Here is a 23,430-nt window from a genome sequence, read left to right on the forward strand (position 1 = left end):
GTCCGGGCACCGCCCGACCGCCCCTTCCGCCATCAGCCCGAGGTGAATCGTCGTGACCACTCCCCCGAGTGCCTTCCCCGACGTCGAGGCCCTGGTCGTCGACGTCCTCCAAGCCGATCCCGCCCTGTCCACCGCCGTCGTCGCCGTCAGCCCGCCCGCCGGATTCGACGGCACCCAGCGGGCCGTCCTGGTCAACCGGCGCGGCGGCGCCTGGACCGGCGACCTGCACGTGGACATCCCGCTGATCGAGTTCGAGGTGTACGGGCCCACCAAGGCCGCCGCGCACACGCTGGCCAACGCCGCCCGGCGGGCCCTGCTCGCCGCGCTCGGCAGGACGTACGGCTCGAACACCTTCACCGACGTCGTCGAGCAGGACGGGCCGCGCTGGCTCCCGGACTACCTCTACCGGGGCGCCAACCGCTACGTCTGCGTCATCGAGGTGTCCCTCAGCGTCTTCTGACGCACCCGCCGGCGGACGCACCCCGCGCCCCGGCGCCCACTGACGAGGCCCTGCCGTCCGGCGGGGCCTTTGCCGTACCCGGACCCGGGCACACCGGCCTTCCGGAGCGGCAGACCTCTATATAGGGAGAGCATCACCATGGCAGGAAACTCCTCCGAGATCCGGGTGGCCGGCAGCGGCCGCATCTTCGTCGCGGCCGCCGGTACGGCGCTGCCGACGGCCTTCACCGGCAAGCCGGACACCGACTGGGGCGCCAGCTGGAAGGACCTCGGCTTCACCACGGCCGACGGCGTCACCTTCGCCAAGAAGGACAAGCTGGAGCCGGTCGACTCGTGGCAGGCCGTCAGCCCCGTCCACTTCACCTACTCGGACCGGGACCTGAGCCTGAAGTTCGCGCTGCTCCAGTTCAACGAGCTGACGCTGCCGTTCTTCATGGGCGGCGGCGCGGTGACCGACGAGGCCACCCCCTCCAACGGCATCTACCGCTACGACATCGCGGACTCCCCGAAGTCCGACGCCCGCGCCCTCGGCCTGGAGTTCAGCGACACCAAGGCCTCCGACGGCTCGGTGGTGACGTACCGCTTCTACATCCCGCGCGGCCAGGTCACCGCCTCCGACGACATCAAGCTGGCCCGCAAGTCGGCCTCCACCCTGGGCATCACCTTCACCGCCCTGGCCGCGGGCGACGACAAGCCGCTGGCGAGCTTCGTCATGAAGGACGGCGCGTACTCCGCGGTCTGATCCACCCCCTGACGGGGGCGGGACGACCTTCGGGCCGCCCCGCCCCCGCACCTTCCGGGTTCCGAATTCCCCGTTCCCCGTTCCCCTTCCAGAGGAGACCCATCACCATGGCCGGATTCGACGTCAACGCGGCACGCGCCCAGCGCCTGGAGGCGCTCGGCCGCTCCTGGTCCTTCGACCTGGACGGCGAGACCTTCACCCTTCCCACCGAGCTCGGCCGCGGCACCGCCAAGGCGCTGCGAAAGCTCGACGACAACGACGTGGACGGTCTCCTCGGTCTCCTGATGGGCCAGGAGCAGTTCGAACGGTTCGAACGCCACGACGTCACGATGCAGGACATCGCCGCCGTACTGGAGGCGTACGGCAAGGAGACCGGGCTCGGCCTGGGGGAAGGCTGAGCCTCGTCGAGTTCGTCGACGAACACGCCGAGGCCCTGGAAGCGGACCTGCTCCGCTACTACAGCACCGACCTGCTGGACTGGCACCGCGGCGAGCTCTCCTCCCGCCGGCTCCAGGTCCTGCTCAAGCACCTGCCGCGGGACAGCTCCGTCAACCGGGAGCTGTTCGGCGAGGCCGCCGACTGGTCGGTGACCGATCACCTGCTGGCGGCGACCGTGGACCACCTGGCGGCCGCCAACTGGATGTTCGCCTGTGTCAACGCGGCCGAGGACGGGGACGCCCCGGACGCCCCGGAGCCGGTGCCGCGCCCGGACGGGAAGCCGTACGCCGATCCGGCCGGGCCTGCGGAGCCCGCCGATGCCGACTCCGGGGGCATCGGGCTCAGCCCGGAGCGGCTCGTCGGCTTCTTCGGCTGAGGCGGGGCCGGCCGTCCCGGCCGGCTACTCCGGGGTGCGGTCGCCCGTGCGGCGGCCGTCCCCGGCGGGCTCGGGACGTCCGCCACCGCCGCCCCGCGTCTCCAGTTCCTGCGCCAGGGCCCGCGCCTTCTCCACGAGGCTCCGCCGCACGTCCGGGTCCGCACGCTCCGCCCCGTCCGCCGGGGCATCGGCGGAGGGCGCCTGCGCGCGGGGCTGTACGGGGATCGTCCTCAGCGGCGGCACGATGGGCCGGCCCCGCCGGCGTACGACCTTCCGGCCGGCCGGGGCCGCGCGCTTCTCCCGCCCTTCCTGGGCGGCAGGCGCCGGGCCGGCCCCCGGCTGCTCGTGCGCGCGGGGTTCCTCGGCGACGATCTCCTCGGCGGCGGCCTGCTGATGCCCCGCATCGGCCTGCCGCTCACGGGCCCGCCCGTCACGAGGCTGCGCGTCCCGGGACGGCCCGCCACCGGGCTGCGCGTCACCGGCCTGCTCGTCACGGGCCGGCCCGTCACCGAGCCGCTCACCACGGGCCCGCCCGTCGCCGGGCTGCGCGTCACCAACCCGCTCGCCACGAAGCCGCCCGTCACCGGGCTGCGCATCACCGGGCTCCGCGCCACCAGCCCGCCCGCCACGGGACGGCGCGTCACCGGGCTGCTCGCCGCGGGCCCGCCCGTCACGGAACTGCGCATCACCGCGCTCCGCGCCACCGGCCCGCTCGTCACGAGGCTGCGCCTCATCGGGTCGCTCGCCACCGGTCCGCTCCTCGCGGAGCCCCCGGCCGACGGGTTGCCGCGCCCTGCGGATGCGCTCCTCGGCCTCGGTGACCAGGGCGGGCGGGTCGAGGAGGAGGGCGAAGGGCAGGCGGATCACCTCGGCTCCGCCGTCGTGGCGGCCGGCCCCGTCGGACCCGGCACCCGTACTGGGGCTCGTACCGGCGCCCGGGTTCGGCCCCCGCCGGCCGGCCGGGCCGGCCCCGCGTCCGGAGTCGCCGCCCGCGGCATAGGCGTCGACGACCCGCTTCTCGTACTCGCGCCGGATGCGGGGCAGGTCCTCGGCCATCGCCTCGGCCCAGCCGGCCGTGAACGCGGCCGTCTCGCGCCGGTCGAGCTCGGACCGGGGTATCACCACGAGGTCCTCCGGCGCGTGGCCGTCCGCGTGGACGAGCTCCGAGAGCCGGGCGAACAGATGCGGCAGATCGAGAGACATCTCGAGCCAGTCAACGGCATGGTCCGGCTCGCGGCCGCCTGCGTCCCCGTTCATGTGTCAACAACTGCCTTCCGCCCCCGAGGTCCCCTCGCGCCCCCGTTTGCACGCCGTTTCCCGGGGCCGGGGAACCAGTCGTCCAGCCTACCGGGTGCCCAAATCGCTCCCATGCCCTGCGAATCAGCCATGGGCGGACACCTCCGGACGGCGCGCAGGCCTTACCAGCTCGACAAACATCGAACGGATGTTCCAAACTCTGTTCGTACACTCGTTCGAGAACCGTTTCATCCGTGATGCCCCTGCCCTGACCCGCGGCGCCATCACACGCAAGGGCAAGCAACCGGAAGGCAGGCGTCCATGACCCAGCAGGCCGAGGGATCACGACCGCAGCTCACGCTCCACGACCGCCTCTGCCAGCTCCTCGACGGACCCGCCCCCCTCGACAAGAAGGCCCTGCTCGCGACCCTGCACGCCGAGATCACCCGCCGCGAGACGCACGCGTACACGGCCGGCTGGAACGACGCCGTGTCGGAGCTGCGCCGCGCCTAGCCCTTCGTACGCCTCCCAGCCCCTGCCGTGCTGTTCCGGCAGGGGCTGGCGGCGTTCAGAGGCCGCACCGGGCCAGAACCGGAGGACCCCCGTGCCCGACCCCACCAACGCAGAGATCCACGCGCTGATCACCGACCTCAAGACCAACATCGTGACGCCGTTCAAGAGCTACGTCATGAAGAACGAAGCATCGCCCCTGGTCACCGAGAACTTCCTGACCACCAAGCTCGACCAGCTCGCCCAGGACATCAAGGCAGCCCCCGGCGCACCCCCGGCCGGGGAGAAGCCGCCCTCCAAGGCCTGGTGGGAGACCCTGCTCGAAATCCTCGGACTGAAGGACCTCGTCTCGGTCATCAAGGAAGCCGGGAAGGTGGGGATCATCGCCACCGTGCTGGGCGGGCTCGTCGTCGCCGTCGCCGCGATCGGACTCAAGTTCCTCGACTTCGGCAACATGTTCAAGAGCCTCACCGAGTTCCTCACCAGGAACAGCGCGGCCGGCCCCCGCATCCTCGCGCCGAGCCCGAGGGGACTCCCCTCCCTCCAGACCCGCCAGTCGGTCGAGAACCCCGTGCTGGCCGCCATGGCGAGCGTTCCGGACCCCTCGACCCTGGAGCCCCTGCGCGCCAAGCTCGAGGTCCTCAATCCGGAGATCGCGAAGTTCAACACCGAGATCCGGCGGATGCCCTCCGCCTCGGACCTGACCAAGACGGCGACCGCCCTCGGAAAGCTGGAGCAGGTGGTCCTCCGCCTGACTCCGCAGACGGTCAAGGACCTCGCCCAGGAGGTCACCAAGCTCAAGGACGCCGTGACCGGCTTCGACCCGACGAAGCTGCCCAAGCCGCAGACCATGACCCAGACCGCGCAGGCCATGGGCCAGGTCAGGACGGCGACGGACACCCTGGCCGGCCGGTTCGCCAACCTCACCCGCGAGGCGCGTCTGCTCGCCGACGCCGTCGCCGCCGCCCCGTCGACCTAGGGCGTGCCCTGACCCGCACACACAGAAAGGAGGCGGGCCGTGAGTCTCGTCAGCTCCACCAAGCGTGCCTCGGACGCCCTGCGCAACCTCAAGACCCAGGCCTCGGGAGCCGCCGCCCCCGTCAAACGCGTCGGCGACGCCGGGAGCAAGGCGTCCGGGCAGCTCAGGACGCTCCGCACGTCCGCCCAGGGCTCCACCGGCCAGCTCAAGAACCTCAAGACCGCCGCCGATCAGGCCGAGCGCTCCCTGGCCAAGGCCGGGCAGACCGGCCAGCGGAGCGGAACGCAGCTGGGGAGGTTCAAGACCGGCGCCGACCGCGCCGCCTCGGGCCAGGACAAGCTCAACAAGTCCATGCGGGGCAATTTCCTCGCCCGGCTGCTCGAACTGTTCATGCCGCTCATCGAGAAGATCGTCGAGATGGCGATGCGCTCCAAGACCATGCAGGCGGTCCTGCGTACGGCGTTCACCGCCATCCGCACCGTGATCTCCGCGGTGATGAAGGCCATCGGCCCGATCATCAAGAGCGCCGGCAACCTGATCAAGTCGGTGTGGAACAGCGTCAAGAGTGCCGTCATGCCGATCCTGAAGGCCATCGGCGACGCCGTGAAGACCGCCTTCAACGGCATCCGCACGGCCATCAGCACCGTGATGAACGCCGTCCGCTCCGTCATCAGCAGCGTGTGGAACGCCATCAAGGCCGTCATCCTGCCGGTGGTCAACTGGATCAAATCGGCCGTGCCGGACGCCTTCAACGCCGTCAAGGACAAGATGTCCAGCGCGTGGAACGCCCTCAAGGGCATCGCGTCCGGCGCCTTCGGCGCCATCGTCGGCGCGGTCAAGTCCCCCATCAACTCCGTCATCGGCCTGATCAACTCGATGATCGACCGGATCAACCGGATACGCGTCAGCGTCCCGGGCTGGGTCCCCGTCGTCGGCGGCAAGAGCTTCGGCGTCAGCCTGCCCACGATCCCGATGCTCGCCACCGGCGGCGTCGTCATGCCGCGCAGCGGCGGCGTACCGGCGATCCTCGCCGAGGCCGGCGAGGCCGAAGCCGTCCTCCCGCTGTCCAAGCTCGACCGGCTGCTCGCCCGTACGGCCGCACGCGCCCGCGCGTCGGCCCCCGGGTCCGGCGCCGGTTCCGCGCTCCACATCGAGAACTACTACGCCCACGCGTCCAGCGACCCCCAGCGCACCGCCGACGCGCTCATGTACCTGGCGAAGGCCCGCGGATGAGCGCGGCCGCCGCGGCCCTGAACCCCCTCGGCGGCCTCACCCGGGGGTTCCGCGCGCTCACCGGCCCGATGGGCCGGGCCGGACAGGCCGCGGGCCAGGCCTCCGCGTCGCTGCGGCAGTTCACCACCGCGGTCCGCGGGGCCGACACCGCCACCGCCCGCCTCGCTCCGGCCGCCGCCCAGGCGGCCAAGGTGCTCGCCGGACTGAAGGCCCAGGCGGCCGCGGCCACCGGCTCCGCGAACAGGATCGGCGGGTCGGCGAGCCGGGCCTCCACCGGCGCCCGGCGCACCGGAGCGGGCGCCGCGGGACCCCGTTCCGCCCTGCTCAGGATCGGCAGGGGCGCCGGCGGCGTCCTGGCCCTGCTCGGCCGGGTGATCGACCTGAGCGGGATCCTCGGCACGCTGATGGGCACCTTCGGCATCGCCATGACCGCCGCCTCCGTCGCCATGACCGCGGCCAACGTGGCCATGCGCGCCAACCCGCTCGGCTTCCTCCTCGGGATCCTGGTCCCGGTCGGAGCCTGGCTGATCGAGCTCGCCCTGAACTCCGAGACCGGCGGGCGACTCATGGAGGAGCTCTTCGCCTACGTCGAGAAGGTGTTCGAGGAGCAGCTGAAGTTCCTCCTCCCGCTGCTCAAGGCCGTCGGCGAGATCGTCAGCAGCTACTTCAAGGGGTACTTCGCGGTCGTCACCGGCGTGCTCGCCCTGCTGCGCGGCGACGTGGGCGGCCTCTCCCGCGCCGGCGGCTCGGTCGACTCGGCCACCCGCTCCCTGCGCTCCATCGCCTCCGGCGCCTTCAACGCGGTCATGGACCCCATCCGGCCGGTGATCACCTTCCTCACCAGCACCCTCCCCGGCTCCTTCGCCCGCGTGAGCGGCGCCCTCTCCAGCTCGCTCGGCGGCATCGGCCGCATGGTGACCACCGGCCTCCAGGCCGTCCTGGCCGTGGTCACGGGCCCCTTCAACGGCATGATCGCCTTCGCCAACTGGATCATCGACGGCCTCCAGAAGCTCAGCTTCTCGTTCTTCGGGAAGAAGTTCGGGGTCAAGCTCGACAAGATCCCGATGCTCGCGGAGGGCGGCGTCGTCTGGCCGGTGTCCATGGGCCAGGACCCGCGCATCCACCCCGTGTCGGACCTCGACCACCGCCGCGTCCCGCCCGCCGGTCCGCACGACCCGCGCCGGGCTCCGTACCGCGTCGAGGAGTTCCGGGAGGAGGCGGGAGCCGGGCCCCGGGCCGTCGCCGAGGACCTGCTGTTCCTCGCCTCCGCCCACGCCTGACCCGTACGGAGCCTGCGCCCGCGCATTCCCCGTACGGAGCTCCCGCACGACCCGTACGGAACCTCCGCCCGAGCCCCGCCCGCGCGCGTCCCCGTACGGCCCACCACCCCCACCCGAGACGAGGTGACGGCCCGTCATGGCCGAGACCGCACACCCCTACACGGCCGATCTCGCACCCGGCTCGCTCATCACCCAGGACGGGCAGATGCAGTGGGCCGGGATGCTCTTCGGCCCCGGCACCCCCTACACCATCGAGAAGTCGGGGCTCAGCGGCTGGGAGGACCTGCCCGAGTTCGACAGCTCCGACGCCGAACGCCCCACCGGACACGGCTCCTGGCCCGGCGCCCGCTACGCCAAGCCCCGCAAGGTCGGCGGCACCCTGTGGATGGTCCCCGAGCGGGGCGCCTCCCTGGCCACCGTCCGGGCCCTGCGCCAGGCGCTGACCCTCGGCGACCAGGAGCGCTGGCTCGCGGTCCGGGTGCACGGCGAGACCCTGGCCGTACGGGCCCGCGTCGCCCAGCGGATCGTCCCGGCCGACCGGGCGTACGCCACCCAGGGCGCGGCCAAGGCCTCCGTGCAGTGGCTGGCCACCGACCCGCGCCGGTACCTGGTCGACGAGCAGTCGGCCCTCGTCCACGCCCCGGAGCCGGAGAGCGGCCTGACCTGGCCGCTGGTCTGGCCCCTGAACTGGGGCACGGCCTCCAGGACGGGCGACGCCGGCGCCGACAACGACGGCTCCGCCCCCTCCCACCCGGTCATCACCTTCCGCGGCCCCTGCGGCACCCCCTCCGTGACGGAACGGATCAGCCGCCGCCGGCTGCGGTACGCGATCGACCTGACCGCCGGTGACGAGCTGGTCGTGGACACCGCCGCCGGCACGGTCACCCTCAACGGCAACGCCTCGCGCCGGCACACGGCCACCGCGGACAGCGGCCCGGAGGAGCTCTTCACCTTCGAACCGGGCCGCGCCGAGCTGTCCTTCCGCCCGGACACGGCCGGCCCCGGCGCCCTGATGTCGGTCCGCTGGCGCAGCGCGGAGTGGTAGCGGAAGCCCCGCTCGCCTCCCCCCTCCTTCCCCCCTTTTTTCCTCTCCTCCCCGAACGGAGTTCCCCATGCCGCTCATCACCAGCTGGCTCTCCCCGACCGGCCAGACCCGCGAGGACACCCGGGTCAGCCAGATCGGCGCCACCACCCCGGTCAACGCCGCGCAGGCCCGCTCCGGGATCCTGCCGGGCTCCTACGGCGGCCAGTACCGCGTGTCGGGATTCTGGACCGAGGGCACGTCCGCGATGTCCGCCACCGTCTACAACGGCCGCGCCGTCATCCAGGGCCTGCACTCCCAGGGCTTCTACCAGGTGGTCCTCGACGGCAACGTCGTCCTGACCTTCGCCGACGGCGACGCCCAGTACGACCGGATCGACCTGGTCGTCCTGCGGGTCTACGACGCCTCGTACGACTCCACCGGCAAGTACGAGGCGGCCGTCGAGATCGTTCGCGGCACCCCCGCGGCCATCCCGCCGGTCCCGGCCGCCCCGGTGCTCTCCCTCCCCCTCTACGAGGTCGCCGTCCCGGCCGGCACCAGCGCCGGCAAGGGCGGCATCGTCTGGGCCGACACCCTGAGGGACCTGCGGACGACCACGGTCGCGATCGGCGGCATCGTGCCCGCCTACGGGGACACCGGCGCGGGCGCCTACCCGGGCCAGTACCAGGACACCCACACCGCGCTGGAGCGCTGGGACGGCTCCGCCTGGGTCCCGTACCCGGCCGCGATCGGCGGCATCGCGCCCAAGGACACGCTGACCTCGGCCAGTTACGTCGGCCAGTACCGCGACACCCCGCAGCGCGTGCTCCAGCGCTGGAACGGCAGCGCCTGGCTGCCGGCCTTCCCGGCCACGCTGTTCAAGGAGAGCCTCGACTCGGGCTTCACCACGGCCGTCGCCTACTCGGAGAACCTCCAGGACACGACGTTCGGTCCGCTCCGGATCACCTTCAACGCACCGCCCTCCGGCGTGGTCCTGCTCCATTACGGGGCGAACACCTCGACGTCCGGGAACGCCGCGGCCATCGGCTTCACGAGCCCGTACGTGACGCAGGGATCCACCCTGGTCTGGGACCCGGTGGACGAGCGCTCGGCCCTCTCCGCGGGCGAACCGGGTTCCTCGGTCTCCACCGTCACCCGGCTCGGCGGACTGACCGCCGACCTCCCGTACACCGTGACCCTGATGCACCGCGTCAGCGTCGCCGGGATCAGGGCCTGGTTCGACAACATCTTCCTGCGCATCGAGCCCCTGTCCTGAGACCCGTTCCCGAGCCCCGGTCAGCGCTTCGAAGGACTCGAAGGAGAAGCCCGTATGAGCACCGACACCCCGTACCGCGCGATCTTCTGCGACGTACGGACCGACAGCACCATCGACATCCTCCCGCTGCGGGACGTCTCCCTCGACGACTACATCGGCAAGCCGGGCGCGCTCTCCGGCACCGTCCCGGTCCCCGACTCCGCCCTCGCCGCCCGGGTCAGCCGCATCGAGGAGGGCCGTACGGCCGTCTACCTGGAGCGCGGCGGCGACCTGTGGTGGGGCGGGATCGTCTGGACGAGCACCCTGCAGAGCAGCGGACGGGGCGTGATCAGCCTCAGCATCCAGGCCGCGACCTTCGACTCGTACGCGGGCCGCCGCCGGATCCGCGAGACCTTCGCCGCCACCACCCCCACCGACCAGCTCGAACTGGTCCGGGAACTGTGGCGCCGGCTGCAGTCCGCCGAGGGCGGTGACATCGGCGTCTCCTTCGGCACCGAAACCTCCGGCGTCCTGCGCACGGGAGCCTGGCGCGACGGGGACGAGACCCTGTACTCCGAGGCCGTCGAAACCCTGGCCGCCTCGGAGGACGGGTTCGAGCACCAGATCTCCGTCTTCCGCGACCCGGTCTCCGGAGCCCGCACCCGGCTGCTGCGCCTGGGCAGCCCGCGCATCCACACGGGCTCCACCGACCTGGTCCTGGACCGGCCCGGCGCGATCCTCTCGTACACCTTCCCGCGCGACGCGACCCGCGGCGGCACCACCGCCCGGGCCCGCGGCGCCTCGGCCAACAGCAACCAGGCCGAGGAATCGCGGCCGGTGTACTCGGACGAGCTGGTCGCCGGCGACCTGATCGCCGGCGGCTGGCCCCGCATCGACCTGTCCTCCGACCACAACGGCGTCAGCGACAAGGACGCCCTCACCGGGCTGGCGGCCGCCGAACTCGCCGGGGCCCGCGGGGCGGTCGTCATCCCGGAGATCACGGTCCGCCTCGGCAGCGAGATCCCGCCGGCCCTGCTGGGCCGCAGCGTCCGCATCCGGATCACCGACGAATGGCATCCGCAGGGCCTGGACGCCCGCTTCCGCATCATCGGAGTCAAGGTCACCCCGCCGGAGCGGGGCCGCCCGGACACCGCCGAGCTCTACCTAGAGGAGGCCTGATCCGATGCCCCAGCTGCCCGAGGACATCATCGACCGGCTGACCGCCATGGAACGCCGGATCCAGCAGCTGTCCACCGCCGTCAACACCCGCCCCGCGCTCAACACCGTCAGCGGCGGCGCCCTGCGGATCTCGGACGGCGGCTCGCTGTCCGTGGAGGAGCCGGGCGGCACCCGGATCCTGGGCGTCGGCTTCTGGACGTCCACCGAGTACGGCATGGAGATCAAGCGGCAGAGCGGCAAGACCGCGCTGAGCATCCGCAACGGCACCGCCGGCAACCACGACCAGCCCATCCGCATCTTCGACGCCTACCAGCACGAGATCGTCTCGGACGACGTGGTCACCGGCGGCCTGGCCCGCCCCTGGCTCCCCATGCTGCCCCCGCAGGACCTCGCGACCGTCCGCTGGCCGCAGACCAGTGCGACCGGCTGGACCACCATCGCCCGCTCCTACAACGTGCTGTGGCAGCCGCGCCTGCGGGTCCACCTCCTCACCGCCGCCGCCTCCGGGGTCACCGGCCAGGTACGGGTCCTCGTCGACGGCGTCCCCTGGGGCGACCCCGTCACCGCGGGCACGGCCTACGACCGCACCGCCCCGGCCGCCGAGGACTTCAACGCCCGCTTCGCCACCCTCCTCAAGGTGGAGATCCAAGCCATGGTCACCACCGGCACCGGCCTGGTCTACGCCCAACCCCTCCTGATGTACGGCACCCAAACCTGACCCGCCCCAGCCCCGCCCTGCCCACCCAGTCCAGCCCCGCCCCGCCCCACCCAGTCCGGCCCGCCTCGCCCGATCCAACCCCGGCCTGCCCCACCCAGTCCGGCCCGCCTCGCCCGATCCAGCCCCGGCCTGCCCCACCCAGTCCGGCCCCGCCCGGCCCAATCCAGCCCCGCCGGCGTTTGAGGCGATCTTTCAGCCCCGCCGGCGTTTGAGGCGCGGGGTCCGGGGCGGAGCCCCGGGTCCGTGACCCGCACCCGACACCACCCACCGCCCCGAGCCCCCGCGCCCCCGGCCCCCCGCCCCGCACCCCCCGGCCCGGGGCTTCCGCATGTCCGAAGGAGCCCGACATGGCCACTCCCCTCACCGCCGACACCCTCCTCGCCGCCCTCCGCGCCGAAGGCGCGACCGTCATCGAGCACCCCGGCTGGCGCACGCACAACCGCAACCACAAGGGCGCCTGGGGCCCGGTCAACGGCATCGTCATCCACCACACCGTCAGCACCGGCAGCGCCCCCAGCGTCGCCCTCTGCCGCGACGGCTACGCCGGACTCCCCGGCCCCCTCTGCCACGGCGTGATCGACAAGGCCGGCGCCGTCCACCTGATCGGCCACGGCCGCACCAACCACGCGGGCCTCGGCGACGGCGACGTCCTGGACGCCGTCGCCGCCGAGGCCCCCCTCCCCACCCCCCGCCGGAACGACACCGACGGCAACGCCCACTTCTACGGCTTCGAGTGCGTCAACCTCGGCAACGGCACCGACCCCTGGCCCGCCGCACAGCTCGATGCCATCGAGCGCGCCTCGGCCGCCCTGTGCCGGGCCCACGGCTGGACCGCCGCCTCGGTCATCGGCCACAAGGAGTGGACCCCCACCAAGGTCGATCCGCGCGGGTTCACCATGCGGGACATGCGGGCCCGCATCGCCGCCCGCCTCGCCTCGGCCCCGGGCGGCCCGGGCGGCACCCCCGTCCCGCCGCCGCCCGCCACCGGAGGCTACGAGCCCTTCCCCGGCGCCGCCTTCTTCGCCGCCGCCCCCCACTCCCCCGTCGTCACGGCGATGGGCAGGCGACTGGTCGCCGAGGGCTGCTCCGCCTACGCCCAGGGCCCCGGCCCCCAGTGGACGGAGGCCGACCGCCGCTCGTACGCGAACTGGCAGCGCAAGCTCGGCTTCACCGGCTCCGACGCCGACGGCCTGCCGGGCCGCACCTCCTGGAACGCCCTGAAGGTCCCCCGCTCCGGCTGACGGCTCCCCCTCACGGCTCCGGCCGACGGCTCCCGCCGACAACCCCGCCCCCCACGCTCCACCGAAAGAAGGAACCCCCATGTCCGAAGCCGGCAAGCGCACCCTGCGCACACTCGTCCAGACCGCCCTGGCGATCGCCGTCCTGCTGCCCGCCGCGGTCGACGCGTCCGCCATACCCGCCACCCTGCCGTGGGTCGCCGCCGCCCTCACCGCGGCCGGCGCCCTCACCCGGGTGATGGCGCTGCCCGGCGTACAGGCCGTGCTGCCCGGCTGGCTCCGCACCGAGGCCCCGTACGACCCCGCCGGCCGGGCCCCGCACGCGCGGGACGAGCGCGCATGACGGACCCTCACGCACCGTCCCACTCACCGGCCCACACGCCGGACCCGCTGTCCGTCGCCGTCGAACTGGAGCGGCTGCGCGGCACGATGGAGGCCGGGTTCGCCCGGGTCGACGGATCGCTGGCCCTCCTGGTCCAGCGCAGCGACCAGACGGACCGCCAGCTCGCGGACCACGAGGCCCGGTTGGACGCCCTGGAGCGGGCCCGCTGGCCGCTCGCCAGCGTCACAGCGATGGCGGCGGTCTCCGCGATCGCCATGACCGCCTGGCAGATCACCGCCAGGTGATCCCCTCCGGGGGCCCGCCCCAGACCTAAACTGACGAGTCAGACAAACCAGCCATATGTACCACTAGTCGGACAGTCGACCAGCAGGGAGCAGACCCTTGGGGACCTTGGCCGTCGAGCCCGCGACGCACAGCAGCCCACCCCCCGGTCCGGACCGGCCCGCACCGCGTCGCTCCGCCCGCCTCTACGGCCCGCTCCTCGCGTTCCTCATCGCCTCGGGCGCCTTCTGCGCCTCCTGGGCCGCCCGGGGCACCTTCCCCTTCGGCACCACCGGCCGGGCCGTCAACGACCAGGCCAACCAGTACGTCCCGTTCCACCGGGCCCTGTGGGACCTGGTCCACGGCCGGGCCGCCGGCGACCTCCTGTTCACCTGGCGCGGCGGCTTCGGCCAGCAGTTCCTGTCCGACTACCACACCTATCTCGGCAACCCCTTCTCCTGGCTGGCCGTCCTCGTCCCCCGCGCCCACGTGGACCTCGCCGTCTTCGCGATCACCCCGGTCACGACGGGCGCCGCCGCCGCCCTGATGACCGTCTACCTCGGCATGCTGCGGCCCGGCCCCTGGTGGCAGCGGGGCGTCCTCGGAGCCGTCTACGGGCTGTGCGGCTGGGCCCTCAGCGACGCCTCGTACATCCCCATGTGGCTGTGGGGCCTGGTCGCCCTCCCCCTCCTGGGCATCGCCGTGGAATGGTGCCTGCAGGAACGCCGCTGGCCGGGCGTGGCGCTGCTGGTCGCGCTCGCCTGGTTCGGGAACTTCTACACCGCGATGATGGCGACGATGGCCGCCGGCGTCCTGCTCGCCGTCCGCCTGATCCTCCTCGACCTGACCCGGGCCCAGCGGCTGCGCGCCGTCTGGCGGGCCGCGACGGCCACCGCGACGGGCATCCTGCTCACGCTCCCCCTGCTGCTGCCCGCCTTCCTCTCCAGCGCCGCCGCCCAGCCCACCGGGGCGGCCGCCTTCGATCCCGTCCGGATCGAGGTCTTCCTGACCGGCATGCTGCCCGGCACCCACCTGTGGGGCGGCCGGCCGCGGCTGTACGTGGCCTCCCTCGGCCTGATCCTGGCCGGGGCCTTCCTCCTCAACAAGGCCGTCGCCCGCCGGACCCGCCTGGTGTGGGCGGCGGCGGCCCTGCTCGTGCTGGTCTCCTTCCAGTTCCCGCCCACCCAGTACGTGTGGCACGGGCTGGCGGTGCCGAACGGCAATCCGTACCGCGAGACCTTCGTCTTCAGCGGCATGCTCGTGGTCATCGCCTGGCTCTCGCTCGCCCACCGGCCGCGCCCGGCGCACCTGGCGCTGAGCGCCGCCCTGCTGGTCGCCGCGGCCTTCGCACTGCGCCGCACCGACGACTTCGGCGGCGCCACCTGGCCCGCCGTCCTGGGCGGCGGCGCGGTGTCCCTGCTCGCCCTGGTCCTGCTGGCGCTGGGCGAGAAGCGCCGGGTCCTGGTCCCCCTGGCCGCGGTCCTCATGATCGGCGTCGTCCTCGCCGAATCCACCGCCGCCGCGGTCAACGCGGACGCCCGCCGCGCCCGCGAACGCTGGGCGAAGCCGGTCGCCACCTCCAGCGAGTCGATCACGAACCACTTCGAGGCCGTCCGCTCGGTCGACGGCTGGCCCGCGTACCGGACCGACCCGGGCACCCCGCACACCTCGTACAACGACGCGGCCGCGCTGCGCGCCGAGGGCCCGCAGTACTACAGCAGCTACCTCCCCGCGCGCACCTACCAGGCCCTCGAACCCCTCGGCTACGGCTGGACGAACTCCGGCCGCACCCTCTTCGGCGCGGACAACCCCGTCCTGGACGCGATCTTCTCGATCGGCGCCCGCGCCGAACCGGGCCCGGAGAAGAACAGCTGGCAGGCCCGCACCTTCCCCGCCCCGCCCCTGGTCACCGTCCGCAGCGGCCCCTACGCCTCCCCCAACCCGCCCGCCAGCGTCTACGCCCGCCAGGAGCAGCTCCTCGGCGCCACCGTCTACCAGGTCCCGCCCGTCACCCGGGGCGGCACCGCCACCCTGCAGACCTACGCCACCCGCTGCCTGCCCGGCTCCGAAGCCTTCTGGTACTCCCCCCGGCTGTACGGAACCCTCACCTCCGGCGGCACGGCCCGGCCCCTGGAGGACCGCACGACCGGGGTCGTCCGCCTCGGCGAGGTCCCCGCCTCCGGCACGGTCGACGTCACCGTGAAGACCCGTACCCGCGGCGCCACGGCCGGCGAGCACCCCATCGGCTGCCTGGACCGCGCCGAGCTCGCCAGGACGGTCGCCCGCCTCACCACCACCGGCGCCACCCACGTCACCACGACCGGCCACACCATCGAGGCCACCCTCCCGGACGGGGCCACCGGCACCGCCGTCCTCGCGATGACCGACATCCCCGGCTGGCGCTGCTCCACCCCGGTGAAGAACTTCCACGGCCTGGTCTCCCTGGACATCCCCCCGACCACGAAGCACCTCTCCTGCACCTTCACCCCCCAGGGCCTCACCCCGGGCCTGACCGCCGCCGCCCTGGCCCTCCTGGCCCTCACCTCGGTCACCGTGGCGGGCCTGCGCCACCGCCGCCGCCCCTGACCCGGGACACGAAGAAGCCCCCCGCCTCTCCTCTCGGAGCGGCGGGGGGCTTCTTTCGTACTACCTACTCAACTCAGCCGTTGTAGGGGCCGTAGTCGTAGTCCTCCAGCGGGACAGCCTGGCCGGAGCCGGTGCCGAAGGGCGAGTAGTCGATGTCGTCGTAGCCGACGGCCGAGTACATCGCGGCCTTGGCTTCCTCGGTCGGCTCGACCCGGATGTTGCGGTAGCGGGCGAGGCCCGTACCGGCCGGGATGAGCTTACCGATGATGACGTTCTCCTTGAGGCCGATCAGGGAGTCGGACTTGGCGTTGATCGCCGCGTCCGTCAGAACCCTGGTCGTCTCCTGGAAGGACGCCGCCGACAGCCAGGACTCGGTCGCGAGCGAGGCCTTGGTGATACCCATCAGCTGCGGACGGCCGGAGGCGGGGTGACCGCCCTCGGTGACCACACGACGGTTCTCGGTCTCGAACTTCGACCGCTCGACCAGCTCGCCCGGCAGGAGCTCCGCGTCGCCGGACTCGATGATCGTCACGCGGCGCAGCATCTGCCGGATGATGATCTCGATGTGCTTGTCGTGGATCGACACGCCCTGCGAGTTGTAGACCTTCTGGACTTCGCCGACCAGGTGGACCTGGACCGCACGCTGGCCGAGGATGCGCAGCACGTCGTGCGGGTTGGTGGCACCCATGGTCAGCTTCTGGCCGACCTCGACGTGGTCGCCCTCGCCGACGATGACCTTGGCGCGCTTGGAGATCGGGAAGGCCGTCTCCTCGCTGCCGTCGTCGGGCGTGATGACGATCTTCTTCGTCTTCTCGGTCTCCTCGATCCGCACGCGGCCGGCGGCCTCGGAGATCGGGGCGACACCCTTCGGGGTACGGGCCTCGAAGAGCTCGACGACACGCGGCAGACCCTGCGTGATGTCGTCACCGGCCACACCACCGGTGTGGAAGGTACGCATCGTCAGCTGGGTACCGGGCTCACCGATGGACTGGGCGGCGATGATGCCGACCGCCTCACCGATGTCGACCAGCTTGCCGGTGGCGAGCGAGCGTCCGTAGCAGAAGGCACAGGTGCCGACCGCGGACTCACAGGTCAGGACCGAGCGGGTCTTGACCTCCTCGACGCCGTTGGCGACCAGGGCGTCGATGAGCACGTCACCGAGGTCGACGTTGGCCGGCGCGATGACCTTGCCGTCGATGACGACGTCCTCGGCCAGCATGCGGGCGTAGATCGAGGTCTCGACGTCGTCGGCCTTGCGCAGCACGCCGTCCTCGCCGCGAACGGCGATCTTCAGCTTCAGGCCGCGCTCGGTGCCGCAGTCCTCCTCGCGGATGATGACGTCCTGCGAGACGTCCACCAGACGACGGGTGAGGTAACCCGAGTCGGCGGTACGCAGGGCGGTGTCCGCCAGACCCTTACGGGCACCGTGCGTGGAGATGAAGTACTCCAGAACGGTGAGGCCCTCACGGAAGGACGCCTTGATCGGACGCGGGATGGTCTCGTTCTTCGCGTTCGACACCAGACCACGCATACCGGCGATCTGTCGCATCTGCATCATGTTTCCTCGGGCACCCGAGTCAACCATCATGAAGATGGGGTTCGTCTTGGGGAAGTTCGCGTTCATCGCCTCGGCAACCTCGTTGGTCGCCTTGGTCCAGATCGCGATGAGCTCCTGCGTGCGCTCGTCCTTGGTGATCAGACCGCGCTCGTACTGCTTCTGGACCTTCTCGTCCAGCTCCTCGTAGCCCTTGACGATGGCCTTCTTGGCCTCGGGCACGACGACGTCGGAGATGGCCACGGTGACGCCCGAACGGGTCGCCCAGTGGAAGCCGGCCGCCTTCAGGTTGTCGAGCGTCGCCGCCACGATCACCTTGGGGTAGCGCTCCGCCAGGTCGTTGACGATCTCGGAGAGCTGCTTCTTGCCCACCGAGTAGTCGACGAACGGGTAGTCCTCGGGCAGCAGCTCGTTGAAGAGCGCGCGGCCCAGGGTCGTCCGCAGACGGAAGCTGTCGCCCGGCTGGAACTCCTGCTCGCCCTCTTCGGCGACCGGGGCCACCCAGCCGCGCGGCGGGATGGTGCCCACCGGGAAGCGGATGTCGACGGCCGACTGCAGAGCCAGCTCGCCACCGTCGAACGCCATGGTCGCCTCGGCCGTGGAGCCGAACGCGCGCCCCTCGCCCTTGGTGTTCCGCAGCTCGCCGTCGGTGGTGAGGAAGAACAGACCCAGCACCATGTCCTGGGTCGGCATGGTGACGGGACGACCGTCGGCCGGCTTCAGGATGTTGTTCGAGGACAGCATCAGGATGCGGGCCTCGGCCTGCGCCTCTGCCGAAAGCGGCAGGTGCACGGCCATCTGGTCACCGTCGAAGTCCGCGTTGAACGCGGTGCAGACGAGCGGGTGGATCTGGATGGCCTTGCCTTCGACCAGCTGGGGCTCGAAGGCCTGGATGCCGAGGCGGTGCAGCGTGGGCGCACGGTTCAGCAGAACCGGGTGCTCGGCGATGACCTCTTCGAGCACGTCGTAGACGACCGTGCGGCCGCGCTCGACCATGCGCTTCGCCGACTTGATGTTCTGCGCGTGGTTCAGGTCGACCAGGCGCTTCATCACGAACGGCTTGAAGAGCTCCAGCGCCATGGCCTTCGGCAGACCGCACTGGTGCAGCTTGAGCTGCGGGCCGACGACGATCACGGAACGCGCGGAGTAGTCCACGCGCTTGCCGAGGAGGTTCTGACGGAATCGACCCTGCTTGCCCTTGAGCATGTCGCTCAGGGACTTCAGCGGACGGTTACCGGGACCGGTCACCGGACGACCACGACGACCGTTGTCGAAGAGGGCGTCGACGGCCTCCTGGAGCATGCGCTTCTCGTTGTTCACGATGATCTCGGGGGCACCGAGGTCGAGAAGGCGCTTCAGGCGGTTGTTGCGGTTGATCACGCGGCGGTACAGGTCGTTCAGGTCGGAGGTCGCGAAGCGGCCACCGTCCAGCTGCACCATCGGACGCAGGTCCGGCGGGATCACCGGCACGCAGTCCAGAACCATGCCCTTGGGCTTGTTGCTGGTCTGCAGGAACGCGGAGACGACCTTGAGGCGCTTGAGCGCACGGGTCTTCTTCTGGCCCTTGCCGGTACGGATGATCTCGCGGAGGCGCTCGGCCTCCTCGTCGAGGTCGAAGGACTCCAGACGCTTCTGGAGCGCCGCGGCGCCCATGCAGCCGTCGAAGTACGTACCGAAGCGGTCGCGCAGCTCGCGGTAGAGCAGCTCGTCGCCCTCGAGGTCCTGGACCTTGAGGTTCTTGAAGCGGGCCCACACCTCGTCGAGGCGGTCGATCTCGCGCTGGGCGCGGTCACGGAGCTGCTTCATCTCGCGCTCGGCACCTTCGCGCACCTTGCGGCGTACGTCGGCCTTGGCGCCCTCGGCCTCGAGCTCGGCCAGGTCGGTCTCGAGCTTCTTGGCACGGCCTTCGAGGTCCGAGTCGCGTCGGTTCTCGATCTGCTGGCGCTCGACGGAGACGTGCGCCTCCAGGGACGGGAGGTCGCGGGTGCGGCGCTCGTCGTCCACGAACGTGATCATGTACGCGGCGAAGTAGATGACCTTCTCGAGGTCCTTCGGCGCGAGGTCCAGCAGGTATCCGAGGCGCGACGGGACGCCCTTGAAGTACCAGATGTGGGTGACGGGAGCGGCAAGCTCGATGTGGCCCATCCGCTCGCGGCGCACCTTGGCGCGCGTGACTTCGACGCCACAACGCTCACAGATGATGCCCTTGAAGCGGACACGCTTGTACTTACCGCAGTAGCACTCCCAGTCCCGGGTCGGACCGAAGATCTTCTCGCAGAAGAGTCCGTCCTTCTCGGGCTTGAGGGTGCGGTAGTTGATGGTCTCCGGCTTCTTGACCTCGCCGTGGGACCAGGTTCGGATGTCGTCCGCGGTGGCAAGGCCGATCCGCAGCTCGTCGAAGAAGTTGACGTCGAGCACTGTGCGTCAATCCCTCTTTCGGGGTCGAGTCTCAATCATGGTCTGAACGGTCCCGGGGATGACGGGGGGCTCTTGAGCGAGCCCCCCGTCAGGCCCGTCAGACCTCTTCGACGCTGCTCGGCTCGCGCCGGGACAGGTCGATACCGAGCTCCTCCGCCGCGCGGAAGACGTCCTCGTCGGTGTCGCGCATCTCGATGGACATGCCGTCCGAGGACAGCACCTCCACGTTGAGGCAGAGCGACTGCATTTCCTTGATGAGCACCTTGAAGGACTCGGGAATGCCCGGCTCGGGGATGTTCTCGCCCTTGACGATGGCCTCGTAGACCTTCACGCGGCCGGTCACGTCGTCGGACTTGATGGTCAGGAGCTCCTGGAGGGCGTAAGCGGCGCCATAAGCCTCGAGCGCCCACACCTCCATCTCACCGAAGCGCTGGCCACCGAACTGCGCCTTACCACCCAGCGGCTGCTGCGTGATCATCGAGTACGGACCGGTCGACCGGGCGTGGAGCTTGTCGTCGACCAGGTGGTGGAGCTTCAGGATGTACATGTAGCCGACCGAAACCGGCTCCGGGAACGGCTCGCCGGAGCGGCCGTCGAACAGACGCGCCTTGCCGGACGGGAGGACCAGGCGGTCGCCGTCACGGTTCGGGATCGTGTGCTCGAACAGGCCGGCGAGCTCGTCCTCACGGGCACCGTCGAACACCGGGGTGGCGACGTTGGTGCCGGGCTCGACGCGGTCGGCGCCGATGGCCTTCAGTCGCTCGGCCCACTCCTCCGCGAGGCCGGAGACGTCCCAGCCGCGGCTGGCGAGCCAGCCGAGGTGGATCTCCAGGACCTGTCCCGGGTTCATTCGGGACGGGACACCCAGCGGGTTCAGGATGATGTCGACCGGCGTGCCGTCCTCAAGGAAGGGCATGTCCTCGATCGGAAGGATCTTGGAGATGACACCCTTGTTGCCGTGGCGGCCGGCGAGCTTGTCACCGTCGGTGATCTTGCGCTTCTGGGCGACGTAGACGCGGACCAGCTGGTTCACGCCCGGGGGAAGCTCGTCCCCCTCCTCGCGGTCGAAGACGCGGACACCGATGACCTTGCCGATCTCACCGTGAGGAACCTTGAGCGAGGTGTCACGCACCTCGCGGGCCTTCTCACCGAAGATCGCGCGGAGCAGGCGCTCCTCCGGGGTCAGCTCGGTCTCACCCTTGGGCGTGACCTTGCCGACCAGGATGTCGCCGGCGACGACGTCCGCACCGATGCGGATGATGCCGCGCTCGTCGAGGTCCGCGAGGACCTCCTCGGAGACGTTCGGGATGTCCCGGGTGATCTCCTCGGGGCCCAGCTTGGTGTCACGGGCGTCGACCTCGTGCTCCTCGATGTGGATCGAGGAGAGGACGTCGTCCTGCACGAGGCGCTGCGACAGGATGATCGCGTCCTCGTAGTTGTGACCTTCCCAGGGCATGAACGCGACGAGCAGGTTCTTGCCGAGGGCCATTTCGCCCTCTTCGGTCGCGGGACCGTCGGCGAGGACCTGGGACTCGATGATCCGGTCGCCCTCGTTGACGATGACCTTCTGGTTGACCGAGGTGCCCTGGTTCGAGCGGGAGAACTTGGCGACGCGGTACGTGGTGTACGTGCCGTCGTCGTTGGCGACGGTGATGTAGTCGGCCGAGACCTCCTGGACCACACCGTCCTTCTCCGCACGGATCGAGTCACCGGCGTCGACCGCACAGCGGTACTCCATGCCGGTGCCGACGAGCGGCGCCTCCGCCTTGATGAGCGGAACGGCCTGGCGCATCATGTTCGCGCCCATGAGGGCACGGTTGGCGTCGTCGTGCTCGAGGAAGGGGATCATCGCGGTCGCGACGGACACCATCTGGCGCGGGGAGACGTCCATGTAGTCGACGTCGCCGCCGGCGATGTAGTCGATCTCGCCGCCACGACGGCGGACCAGGACGCGGTTCTCCGTGAAGCGCATGTCGTCGGACAGGCCGGCGTTGGCCTGGGCGATGACGAAGCGGTCTTCCTCGTCGGCCGTCAGGTAGTCGACCTCGTCGGTGACGACGCCGTCGATGACCTTGCGGTACGGGGTCTCGACGAAACCGAACGCGTTGACGCGGCCGTAGGACGCGAGCGAGCCGATCAGACCGATGTTCGGGCCTTCGGGGGTCTCGATCGGGCACATGCGGCCGTAGTGCGACGGGTGAACGTCTCGGACCTCGAAGCCGGCCCGCTCACGGGACAGACCACCCGGGCCAAGCGCCGACAGACGGCGCTTGTGGGTGAGACCCGACAGCGGGTTGTTCTGGTCCATGAACTGCGACAGCTGGCTGGTGCCGAAGAACTCCTTGATGGAGGCGACGACCGGCCGGATGTTGATCAGGGTCTGCGGCGTGATCGCCTCGACGTCCTGGGTCGTCATCCGCTCGCGGACGACGCGCTCCATACGAGCCAGACCCGTACGGACCTGGTTCTGGATGAGCTCGCCGACGTTGCGCAGACGACGGTTGCCGAAGTGGTCGATGTCGTCGGTCTCGACGACGATCGAACGACCCGACTCACCGATGGTCTCGGTCTCACCGGCGTGCAGCTTGACCAGGTACTTGATGGTCGCGATGACGTCGTCGGTGGTGAGCACGCCGGCGTCCAGCGGCTCGTCGGCGCCGAGCTTCTTGTTCACCTTGTAGCGGCCGACCTTCGCGAGGTCGTAGCGCTTCGGGTTGAAGTAGAGGTTCTCGAGCAGCGTCTGAGCGGCCTCGCGGGTCGGCGGTTCGCCCGGACGCAGCTTGCGGTAGATGTCGAGCAGCGCGTCGTCCTGGCCCTGGGTGTGGTCCTTCTCCAGGGTGGCGCGCATGGACTCGTACTCGCCGAACTCCTCGAGGATCTGCTCGGTGGTCCAGCCGAGAGCCTTCAGGAGGACGGTGACGGACTGCTTGCGCTTGCGGTCGATGCGAACACCGACCATGTCGCGCTTGTCGATCTCCATCTCGAGCCAGGCACCCCGGGAAGGGATGATCTTGGCGGCGAAGATGTCCTTGTCGGACGTCTTGTCGATGGAGGAGTCGAAGTAGACACCGGGGGAACGGACGAGCTGCGACACGACGACACGCTCGGTGCCGTTGATGACGAAGGTGCCCTTGTTGGTCATGAGCGGGAAGTCGCCCATGAAGACCGTCTGAGACTTGATCTCTCCGGTCTCGTTGTTCGTGAACTCGGCAGTGACGAAAAGCGGCGCCGCGTACGTGAAGTCGCGGTCCTTGCACTCGTCGACCGAGTTCTTCGCCGGCTCGAAACGGTGGTCGCGGAACGTCAGCGACATCGACCCGGAGAAGTCCTCGATCGGCGAGATCTCCTCGAAGATCTCTTCCAGACCGGACTTGGTGGGAACGTCCTGTCCGCTCTCAAGCGCCGACTCGACGCGAGACTTCCAGGCGGCGTTGCCGAGCAGCCAGTCAAAGCTCTCGGTCTGCAGCGCCAGGAGGTTCGGAACCTCGAGGGGCTCCTTGATCTTTGCAAAGGAGATGCGCAGCGGGGCGGTGCTGGCACCGTTGTTCGTATTGGTCGAGGCGTTGCGCGAGGCGGCCAAGAGGGGGTCCTTCCGAGGGCTCG

19 protein-coding genes are annotated in these 23,430 nt (G+C 70.8%); 16 read left to right on the forward strand and 3 right to left on the reverse strand.

The window, feature by feature from the left end; translation table 11 throughout:
- Nucleotides 1-52 precede the first annotated feature (52 nt).
- From NLX94_RS35415 to NLX94_RS39680, 4 genes are all read left to right on the forward strand, one after another.
- Nucleotides 53-460, forward strand: coding sequence for a hypothetical protein (locus NLX94_RS35415; RefSeq protein WP_254387379.1), 408 nt, complete (start codon nt 53-55; stop codon nt 458-460).
- 138 nt (nt 461-598) lie between these two features.
- Complete coding sequence (locus NLX94_RS35420) at nt 599-1,201, forward strand: phage tail protein (protein WP_254387380.1); 603 nt, start codon at nt 599-601, stop codon at nt 1,199-1,201.
- A gap of 107 nt (nt 1,202-1,308) precedes the next feature.
- Entirely contained in the window at nt 1,309-1,599 is a 291-nt protein-coding gene (locus NLX94_RS35425; protein ID WP_254387381.1) for a hypothetical protein, read from the forward strand.
- Nucleotides 1,600-1,787: 188 nt separating this feature from the next.
- Complete coding sequence (locus tag NLX94_RS39680; RefSeq protein ID WP_374684062.1) at nt 1,788-2,015, forward strand: hypothetical protein; 228 nt, start codon at nt 1,788-1,790, stop codon at nt 2,013-2,015.
- A 24-nt stretch (nt 2,016-2,039) separates the two neighbouring features.
- Here NLX94_RS39680 and NLX94_RS35435 read toward each other — a convergent pair whose 3' ends face one another.
- Nucleotides 2,040-3,218: a hypothetical protein gene (locus NLX94_RS35435; protein WP_254387382.1), complete on the reverse strand. Its 1,179-nt coding sequence runs from the start codon at nt 3,216-3,218 to the stop codon at nt 2,040-2,042.
- Between the two features lie 354 nt (nt 3,219-3,572).
- On the opposite strand from NLX94_RS35435, the gene NLX94_RS35440 reads away from it, so the two are divergent.
- The 12 genes from NLX94_RS35440 to NLX94_RS35495 all read left to right on the forward strand — a co-directional run bounded on the left by NLX94_RS35440 (nt 3,573) and on the right by NLX94_RS35495 (nt 15,854).
- Nucleotides 3,573-3,764, forward strand: a complete 192-nt coding sequence (locus tag NLX94_RS35440; RefSeq protein WP_254387383.1) for a hypothetical protein — start codon at nt 3,573-3,575, stop codon at nt 3,762-3,764.
- Nucleotides 3,765-3,855: 91 nt separating this feature from the next.
- Nucleotides 3,856-4,740, forward strand: coding sequence for a hypothetical protein (locus NLX94_RS35445; protein WP_254387384.1), 885 nt, complete (start codon nt 3,856-3,858; stop codon nt 4,738-4,740).
- A 39-nt stretch (nt 4,741-4,779) separates the two neighbouring features.
- Nucleotides 4,780-5,973 carry a phage tail protein gene (locus tag NLX94_RS35450; protein ID WP_254387385.1) on the forward strand — a complete coding sequence of 398 codons (1,194 nt, stop codon included), beginning with the start codon at nt 4,780-4,782 and terminating at the stop codon, nt 5,971-5,973.
- Nucleotides 5,970-7,253, forward strand: a complete 1,284-nt coding sequence (locus NLX94_RS35455) for a tape-measure protein (protein WP_254387386.1) — start codon at nt 5,970-5,972, stop codon at nt 7,251-7,253. Before NLX94_RS35450 ends, NLX94_RS35455 begins: the two co-directional genes overlap by 4 nt.
- Nucleotides 7,254-7,389: 136 nt before the next feature.
- On the forward strand, nt 7,390-8,298 hold the full coding sequence (locus NLX94_RS35460) for a phage tail family protein (RefSeq protein ID WP_254387387.1): 909 nt from the start codon (nt 7,390-7,392) through the stop codon (nt 8,296-8,298).
- A gap of 67 nt (nt 8,299-8,365) precedes the next feature.
- Nucleotides 8,366-9,550 carry a hypothetical protein gene (locus tag NLX94_RS35465; RefSeq protein ID WP_254387388.1) on the forward strand — a complete coding sequence of 395 codons (1,185 nt, stop codon included), beginning with the start codon at nt 8,366-8,368 and terminating at the stop codon, nt 9,548-9,550.
- Between the two features lie 54 nt (nt 9,551-9,604).
- Nucleotides 9,605-10,708, forward strand: coding sequence for a hypothetical protein (locus NLX94_RS35470; RefSeq protein WP_254387389.1), 1,104 nt, complete (start codon nt 9,605-9,607; stop codon nt 10,706-10,708).
- A 4-nt stretch (nt 10,709-10,712) separates the two neighbouring features.
- Nucleotides 10,713-11,426: a hypothetical protein gene (locus NLX94_RS35475; protein ID WP_254387390.1), complete on the forward strand. Its 714-nt coding sequence runs from the start codon at nt 10,713-10,715 to the stop codon at nt 11,424-11,426.
- Nucleotides 11,427-11,773: 347 nt separating this feature from the next.
- On the forward strand, nt 11,774-12,667 hold the full coding sequence (locus NLX94_RS35480) for a peptidoglycan-binding protein (protein ID WP_254387391.1): 894 nt from the start codon (nt 11,774-11,776) through the stop codon (nt 12,665-12,667).
- Nucleotides 12,668-12,746: 79 nt separating this feature from the next.
- Nucleotides 12,747-13,007, forward strand: a complete 261-nt coding sequence (locus NLX94_RS35485; RefSeq protein ID WP_254387392.1) for a hypothetical protein — start codon at nt 12,747-12,749, stop codon at nt 13,005-13,007.
- Entirely contained in the window at nt 13,004-13,291 is a 288-nt protein-coding gene (locus NLX94_RS35490) for a hypothetical protein (protein ID WP_254387393.1), read from the forward strand. The genes NLX94_RS35485 and NLX94_RS35490 overlap by 4 nt, the downstream gene beginning before the upstream one ends.
- A 97-nt stretch (nt 13,292-13,388) precedes the next feature.
- Nucleotides 13,389-15,854, forward strand: a complete 2,466-nt coding sequence (locus NLX94_RS35495) for a YfhO family protein (protein ID WP_254387394.1) — start codon at nt 13,389-13,391, stop codon at nt 15,852-15,854.
- Between the two features lie 73 nt (nt 15,855-15,927).
- Here the strand turns inward: NLX94_RS35495 and NLX94_RS35500 are convergent, their stop codons facing one another.
- Nucleotides 15,928-19,827: a DNA-directed RNA polymerase subunit beta' gene (locus NLX94_RS35500; protein ID WP_254387395.1), complete on the reverse strand. Its 3,900-nt coding sequence runs from the start codon at nt 19,825-19,827 to the stop codon at nt 15,928-15,930.
- A gap of 97 nt (nt 19,828-19,924) precedes the next feature.
- Nucleotides 19,925-23,407, reverse strand: coding sequence for a DNA-directed RNA polymerase subunit beta (gene rpoB / locus NLX94_RS35505; protein ID WP_254387396.1), 3,483 nt, complete (start codon nt 23,405-23,407; stop codon nt 19,925-19,927).
- Between the last annotated feature and the right edge of the window lie 23 nt (nt 23,408-23,430).

Origin of the sequence: Streptomyces sp. TBY4 (assembly GCF_024213195.1) — a bacterium.
GTDB lineage: Bacteria > Actinomycetota > Actinomycetes > Streptomycetales > Streptomycetaceae > Streptomyces.